An 8,027-nucleotide genomic window follows, 5' to 3' on the forward strand; every position below is an offset into this window, starting at 1 on the left:
TATTTTATCACGAAAAAAGCTAAAATCAGTAGGTCTATTTAAGTATGCCCTAATTTCCCTAAACCATCTTATAAAAGGGTTGTCTTTTGGTAGAAAACGCGCAAAAAAAGACAGCTCCCGGCCATATAAGAGAAATAGCCCCACACAGTCAAAACCGGACTGTATGGGGCTATTTCTCTTATATTCTGGGAGCTAAGCGTCTTTTTTTACGCTCTATTTCTCCACACCCTTACCATCATATTCATCGATCATAATCTGACGCAATTCGCCGATGAGTGGTTCCTTAGGGTTAGCGGTCGTGCATTGGTCTTCATAAGCTAATTCGGCCAAGTCATCAACCTTTTCATCGAAGTGCTTCTTATCAACGCCGTTAGCCTTCAAGCTTAAAGTAACGTCAACTGAGTGAGCTAAATCGATAATCTTGTGTACCAAAGCTTCTTTAAGTTCTTCCTTGTTCTTGCCAGTTAAACCAATGTAACGGGCAATTTCAGCGTAGTCTTCATCCGCACGGAAGTATTCGTATTTAGGCCAAGTAGTCAGCTTACGAGGTTCCTTAAAGTTGTAACGGATAACGTGTGGTAAGGTAATCGCAATTGCCAAACCATGAGGAAGTCCGAACTCACCGCCAAGCTTGTGGGCGATTGAGTGGTTAACACCTAAGAAGGCGTTACCGAAGGCCATCCCGGCAATGGTAGCTGCGTTGTGCATCTTTTCACGCGCTTGGAGATCACCATTATATGAAGCCGTTAAGTTTTCAAAGACTAACTTGATTGCTTGCAGTGACCATGGACGAGTGTAATCTGAAGCCATGTTTGAAACAAACGATTCAATAGAGTGGGTCAAGACATCCAAACCAGCGTATGAAATAGCCTTCTTAGGCAGCGTTTCGATGAATTGCGAGTCCACAATAGCAACGTCTGGTGTCAATGCGTAGTCAGCTAATGGGTACTTAACGTGGGTCTTAGCATCAGTAATAACAGCAAATGGTGTCACTTCTGAACCAGTACCTGAAGTGGTTGGAATAGCAACAAATTGTGCCTTCTTAGCCTTTTCAAACTGGTAAGTCCGCTTCCGGATATCCAAGAACTTCTGCTTAGCACCGAAGAAACTTGCATCTGGATGCTCGTAGAATAACCACATTGCTTTGGCAGCATCCATTGGTGAACCACCACCTAGAGCGATGATCGTGTCAGGCTGGAAGTTCTTCATTTGTTCGTAGCCTTTTTCAACTGTATCAGTAGTAGGATCCGTTTCAACTACTGAGAAAAGTTGATACTCCATACCGTCTGGACGACGTTTCAGTTCGCCAAGTACCTTATCAACGTAACCCAGTCTAATCATAGCTGGACTAGCAACGATAAAGACTTTCTTAATGCCAGGCATATCGCCAAGGTAACGAACTGATGTCCTTTCAAAGTAAACTCGAGGTAATTTAATCCATTGCATATTATTCCGCCGCTTTGCGATTGTTTTAATGTTTAATAGGTCAAATGATGAGACGTTATGTGAAACAGAGTTCTTGCCCCATGAACCAGTACCAAGGGTCAATGAAGGAATCATTTCGTTGTAAAGGTTTCCGATACCACCAAGAGCTGATGGCGTATTAACTAATACCCGGCTGGCCTTCATCTTGATCCCATATTCAGTAGCTAGATCTTGGTCTTCAGTGTGAATGGCTGCAGTATGGCCAAGGCCGCCAAAGTGCAACAAATCGTTAGCAATCTTGAAGCCTTCCTTATGGTCGGCTGACTTGTAAACAGAGATTACTGGGCAAAGTTTTTCAGCTGAAAGGATGTTGTCTGGACCAACTGTCGTTAATTCAGCAGCTAAGACTTTAGTATCTTCTGGTACTTCGATACCGGCTAATTTAGCAATCTTAATGGCTGACATACCAGCGATAGGGCCTTTAACACTACCACGCTTTGGATCATACATTGCATCAGCTAAAGCTTTTTGTTCAGACTTCTTAATGAAGAAGACCTTACGAGCTTTCATTTCCTTCTTTACATCTTCATAAATGTCGGCATCAATGATGATGCTGTTTTCAGTAGCACAGATCATCCCATTGTCAAAGGTCTTTGAAAGGACGATGTCATTAACAGCCCGCTTGATCTTAGCTGTCTTTTCGATGTAAGCAGGACCATTACCAGGACCAACACCTAAAGCTGGCTTACCAGTTGAATAAGCGGCCTTAACCATGCCAGGACCACCAGTAGCAAGTACAGAAGCAACCTTTGGATGGTTCATCAAAGCAGTGGTTGCTTCAAGGCTTGGTTCTTCGATCCATTGAATAACGCCTTCTGGAGCACCGGCTGCAATGGCTGCATCGCGCATCACTTTAGCAGCTTCTACAGAACATTTCTGTGCCTGTGGATGGAAGCCGAAGATGATTGGGTTACGCGTCTTAACCGCAATTAATGACTTGAACATTGTAGTAGAAGTTGGGTTGGTAACTGGTGTAACACCAGCTAGGATTCCTAGTGGTTCAGCAACTTTAATTAATTGACGTTCTTTATCGTCTTCAATAATGCCAACAGTTTTGTCATTCTTAATGCTGTGCCAAATTTCTTCAGTGGCGAACATGTTTTTAATGGCTTTGTCTTCCACAACACCCCGACCAGTTTCTTCAACGGCCAGTTTAGCTAACCGCATATGCTGATCCAAACCGGCAATTGCCATTTGGTGCACAATATGGTCAACCTTTTCTTGAGTAAAGTTATCCATGCCACACAATGCATCGTGGGCTTTGTTAACTAAAGCATCAACGTGTTCAGTAACACTGACGGGCTTTTTAGCCTGTTTATTATTTTCTTTTGAATTCATTTCTTTTAACATTTCTAACCCTCCATTATGGAAATATGAGTTGTTTTCTTTGTTATCTCTTTCACAAAAACTATATTATCACACTTTTTTTAAATGTAAATAGGTAAATCTAAATTGATTTTGCTCATTTTATAGCCATATCGGTTCCTTTATTGGCGGTGTATACAAGTGCTTTCATGATTAAATCAATAATGAAAGCACTTAAATTTATAGTTTGTGAAATCGACTACTAGCTTATTTATATGTGAAATTTTTTCTGAAAATAATTTTCAATAGCCTCATATTCCTTACGACGAAGCCCTTTTAACATTCTACTTAACTTGTTTAATTGGCTTAATCGGTTTCTCGATCATCCGCAATAACTGTTCTGATTGAATCCGGTTAACGATCGTATCCGCAGCCACCTGCATAAGCTTGTCGTTCAATGTTTTAGCGGGTGTCTCCGGCTGTCCTTGACCTAAATTCTTCAGTGCTTCATTCAACACATCAATAAAGTTGTCGTAAGCCTGTTTCGGGAAGTCACCGGCAGTCACTTGATCAATGCCGTGCCGGATCGTTTCCGTTGAAAAGAGTGGCTTCAGCAGCCCAATCAAGAGTAGATCGGCCAACTGCATGGTCTGATACTTCTTTTTGACCGGCGCAATGATCACTTGGTGCTTCACGTAATTATTGATCATGGCGGGCGTAATCAGTTCCACACCTAGCTGCCCAATTGCATCGTTAACAAACGCCACGACCTGATCCATATACAAATCAAACTTGGGCAGTTCACTCCAGTGCGGTAACTGAACTTGCCGAATCTGAGCTTCCCAGCGGTGATACTGATCGAATTCTGCCATATTGCCACTCCTTTTTATGTCGTATGATTAACTACATTATAATTAGTGTAACACGTTTATCTGGTTTTAGTAACTAGATAATCCGATATATTAAACCCATATCAACGCCAATCAATTCGGGCTAGGATCCGCTTGCCAACGATCTCTTGAACGAGATAGAAGAAGGGATACACACTTGCTAACAGCGGCAAGTAAAAGAGTGCCATTGCCCAGTTAAAGATACCTTCTAACGAGAACAGTTTACCAAAGAACACAAAGATCAGGACAAAACAGCCGCCCATTAACACGACTAACCCTAATTTCAACCGGTTAAGCGGTCTGGCAACCATCAGCAGCGCCACCAAACAAACCGCACCCGTTAATAACACTGATAGGGTCGACGTTTCCGCGTAGTTCAAATTAAATTGCACACCGCCAAACAGGTCAATAACGAGAATATACGTCACCACGCAGATGGCCGCGGGCGCCGCAATCACCATGACCTGCCTCATGAATTGACCGGATATCCGCTGGTAGTTCGGCTCCAGTGCCAGGAAAAACGTCGGAATCCCAACGGTCAGGACTGAAATCGGTGTTAACTGGATCGGCTGAAACGGATACCCGTTGCTCATAAAAATGAAGATCAAACTCAAAGCGACCGAATACATTGTTTTAATTAAGTATAGCGCCGCCACCCGTTCAATGTTATTGATCACGCGCCGACCTTCATTAAGGACGTTGAGCATAGCATCAAAGTTGGAGTCAACCAGCACAAAGTCAGCAATACTCTTAGTTGCCTCACTGCCACTGGCCATGGCAATTCCGCAGTCTGCCTGCCGCAACGCTAAAATATCGTTCACGCCATCGCCAGTCATCGCAACCGTATGATCAGCACGCTGCCAAGCCATTACTAACTGCTTTTTCTGGGTCGGTGTTACCCGGCCAAAAACGGTATACTTCGCTACTAATTGATCATAATCAATATCATCGCCTAAACTGCTCATATCAATCAATTTATCCCAATGCTTAATGCCTGCTCGAGAAGCAATATTAGCTACTGTAGTGGGATTATCACCAGAAATAACCTTTAACGCCACGTCCTGATTTTGAAAATAACGAAATGTTTCAACGGCATTTTCGCGAATCTCATCTTCGATTAAGATCAACCCCAGCAAGGTTACTTCACCTAAATTATCAGGCTGCAGTTCAGAGGTTTGAGCAATGCACAAGACCCGTAACCCATCCGCAGCGTACCCTTCAATTTGCTTCGCCAGCTCAGCTGGAACCTGTTTGAGCATAAATTCCGGTGCACCAATGACGTAGTTTTGCTGTTCAACCCGGACACCGCTCCACTTCCGAGCTGAAGAAAACGGTACGACCTGAGTGGCCTGCCAGCCCGGATCGGCTAACGCACTATTCAGGGCACGAGCAGTTTCGTTATCATCGCCGATTGCGTTGATCGTTCCGCCCACGATCAGCTTTACTTGATCGAGTGTTTGATGATTCAACGGGATAATTTTGCTCAGCTGCAATTTACCACTGGTGATGGTCCCCGTTTTATCCAAGCCTAAAACATCAACTCGAGCTAGTCCTTCAATGGCGGGAAGTTCCCGAACAAGAACCCGGTGATGAGCAAGGTTCATGGCAGAAACCGCTAAAGAAACCGAGGTCAGCAAAACCAACCCCTCAGGAATCATCCCGATCATGGCCGCCGTAGTACCTAATATCGCTTGGTTAATACTGCTGTGATTTAACAGTCTTGAAACAAAAAGAATGGCACCCAGGGGTACGATCACGATGGTTAAGATCTTAATGATGCGGTTAATGGTATTGAGCAGCTGGCTATTCGTGCTCTCACCTGACTGTACTTCGCCGGATAACGTATTAATGAAACTCTTCGCCCCAACGTGCGTCGCTTGGACGACTGCTTGCCCGCTCACCAAGAAACTACCGGAAACAACTGTGTCCCCCGTTTGCTTAGTAATTGGCGTAGCTTCACCAGTAATCTGGGATTCATCAACTTCAATCCCATTAGTGACTCTAACAATGCCGTCGACTGGTAACTGATCGCCCCGCTGCATCACTAACAGATCATCTTGGACAATTGCGTCTTGATGAAGCTGGACAGTGCCTTCCGCTCGCTGAACCTGATAAGTCGATTCAGACAGAAGACTCATTTTATCGATTTGGTGTTTGGAGCGAATTTCTTGAATAATGCCGATAGCCGTATTCACGATTACGACGCCCAAAAACAGTTCGTTTTTATAGCTCCCCGTGATCAGCACTAACGCGCCTAAAACTAGGTTGATCAAGTTAAACCAGGTCAGTAAATTATCCCGGAAGATTTCCTTGATTGACCGTGTTAAAGACGGCGCCGGCTCGTTTTGCTGCCCGGCATCGATTCGCTGCTGCACTTGTTTTGCTGTTAGACCCTGTGAAATCGGCATACACCAAACCACCCTTCGTATCTATTAACAGTATTGTACAAAACTTCTAGCCTACTTGGGGCAATCTGCTACTTTCTTTAAGGAAATACCAATATTTGTAAGCGCTTTTGCTATAATGGATATGAAGACTATCAGAGAAGGGGTACTGTAAATGGTTGAAAAAACAGTTAAACTGGCAGACGGTAACGAAATGCCGCTGGTCGGGTTTGGGACTTACTTGATCAATACACAAGAAATGATGGATACAACGATTAAAACGGCGTTCGATGCCGGCTACCGGTTATTTGATACCGCCCAGATCTACCGCAACGAAGATTTTCTGGGTCAAACGTTAGTCAACCTGCAAATTCCGCGCGACCAGGTCTTTATCACGACCAAAGTGGCCGAAATCAGCCAGGGCTATGATCATACGATTCAAACAGTTGATGATTCACTTAAACGGCTCAAAACGAACTACCTTGATCTGTTACTAGTTCATTGGCCGGTTCAGAAGTACTTCTTTGATACGTGGCGCGCACTGGAAAAACTCAAGGCAGACGGTAAGGTGAAATCAATTGGAGTTTCTAACTTTAGCATGGCCCACCTAGAACTCTTAAAAACTAAGGCCAAGGAAATGCCCGTTGTTAACCAAGTTGAATTACATCCGTACCTTAACCAGCGCGCACTAGTCCAATTTGATAAAGCCCACGACATCGTGACGCAAGCCTGGAGTCCGCTGGGACGTGGCGTCACCCTAGATGATGAAATGTTAAAGAAAATGGCGGATCACCATCACGTTTCGGTTGCTCAGCTAATTTTAAAGTGGCACCTGCAAAACGGAGTTGCCATCATTCCTAAATCCAAGACCCCTAGCCGAATCAAAGAAAACTGCCAATTAGATTTTGACCTCTCCGAAGACGAATGCGGTATGGTTGATTTATTGAACCGTAATCAACGTACCGGAGACGATCCCGAACTGGTTTACGAAACTGGTAAACAATACAAGGTTTATCACGATTAAACAAAAAAGACGCACCGAAACTTAATTCGGTGCGTCTTTTTGGTAGCTGCAATCAAATTTTCAACAACGATTAGTCAATGCTGATGTGGTGACTGTCTTGCTGATCTTCAGTCATCTTTGGCAATGTTAATTTCAAAATGCCGCCATCGTAGGTTGCCTTGACATTATCTTGATCAACGCCTGGCAGATAGAAGCTGCGGGTAACGTTGCTTGAGCTACGTTCTTGACGAAGGACGCGGCCCTTTTCATCCTTATCTTCCTTATCTAAGTTGTGAACGGCATTGATCCGTAGCGTGTTGTCACGATAATCAATGTGAATGCCATCCTTCTTAAAACCAGGCAGTTCAGCGGAGACTTCGTAATCTTTGTCGTTTTCTTTAATATCAGTCTTCATTTCATCATCATTAAAGAACTTCTGACCAAAGTTGCCGAAGTCGTTGAAGAAGTTCATTGGATCCATATCATTAATGTTTCTGTTTGCTAATAAGTTTGTCATAGAGAAAAACCCCTTTCAGAATTTTTAGCTAAGGCCGATAACTCGGTGCTTGTTACCTCCTTACCAACCTTACAGTGTATATATTAGTCAGTATTGGTCAGGAATGCAAGCAATTAGCACTCGAATATCGAGAGTGCTAATTGCTTTTAAAATATGGGCTATAAGTGCTGTTATATCAGCGTTTTGATATTCACTTTAAATTGGCTTAAAATCGCAACTGAAAACTTTTTTATTTTTTATCAGTAAAGGTCAAACTTTTTATACACTTTGTTAGCGTGCTATTTTTAGTGATATTGTATCTCAATGTGGTGCCAAATATTAGGAACTGGTTCTTCTATGTTTTCGGTGCTACGATATTTGGAGTTGATAGGCAGTTTGCCTTTCAACTCCTTTTTCTATACCATTATTATATTTGAACACGCAAATAGGACACTACACTATTT

Annotated in this window: 5 protein-coding genes; 1 reads left to right on the forward strand and 4 read right to left on the reverse strand. The window is 43.3% G+C overall.

The window, feature by feature from the left end:
• Positions 1 to 213: 213 nt before the first annotated feature.
• From adhE to FFM73_RS11720, 3 genes are all read right to left on the reverse strand, one after another.
• Entirely contained in the window at positions 214 to 2,835 is a 2,622-nt protein-coding gene (gene adhE, locus FFM73_RS11710; protein WP_137631861.1) for a bifunctional acetaldehyde-CoA/alcohol dehydrogenase, read from the reverse strand.
• A gap of 299 nt (positions 2,836 to 3,134) precedes the next feature.
• Complete coding sequence (locus tag FFM73_RS11715; RefSeq protein WP_137631862.1) at positions 3,135 to 3,662, reverse strand: DUF1836 domain-containing protein; 528 nt, start codon at positions 3,660 to 3,662, stop codon at positions 3,135 to 3,137.
• A gap of 101 nt (positions 3,663 to 3,763) precedes the next feature.
• Positions 3,764 to 6,088 (reverse strand): cation-translocating P-type ATPase, encoded by a 2,325-nt coding sequence (locus FFM73_RS11720; RefSeq protein ID WP_137631863.1) that lies wholly within the window; start codon positions 6,086 to 6,088, stop codon positions 3,764 to 3,766.
• A gap of 151 nt (positions 6,089 to 6,239) precedes the next feature.
• Between FFM73_RS11720 and FFM73_RS11725 the strand changes: the two genes are divergently transcribed.
• A complete protein-coding gene (locus FFM73_RS11725; protein WP_235874513.1) occupies positions 6,240 to 7,088 on the forward strand; it encodes an aldo/keto reductase in 849 nt (282 codons plus the stop codon).
• A gap of 70 nt (positions 7,089 to 7,158) precedes the next feature.
• On the opposite strand, the gene FFM73_RS11730 is transcribed toward FFM73_RS11725, so the two are convergent.
• Positions 7,159 to 7,584, reverse strand: a complete 426-nt coding sequence (locus tag FFM73_RS11730) for an Hsp20/alpha crystallin family protein (protein ID WP_054654542.1) — start codon at positions 7,582 to 7,584, stop codon at positions 7,159 to 7,161.
• Positions 7,585 to 8,027 lie beyond the last annotated feature (443 nt).

The organism is Secundilactobacillus hailunensis (genome assembly GCF_005405185.1).
GTDB lineage: Bacteria > Bacillota > Bacilli > Lactobacillales > Lactobacillaceae > Secundilactobacillus > Secundilactobacillus hailunensis.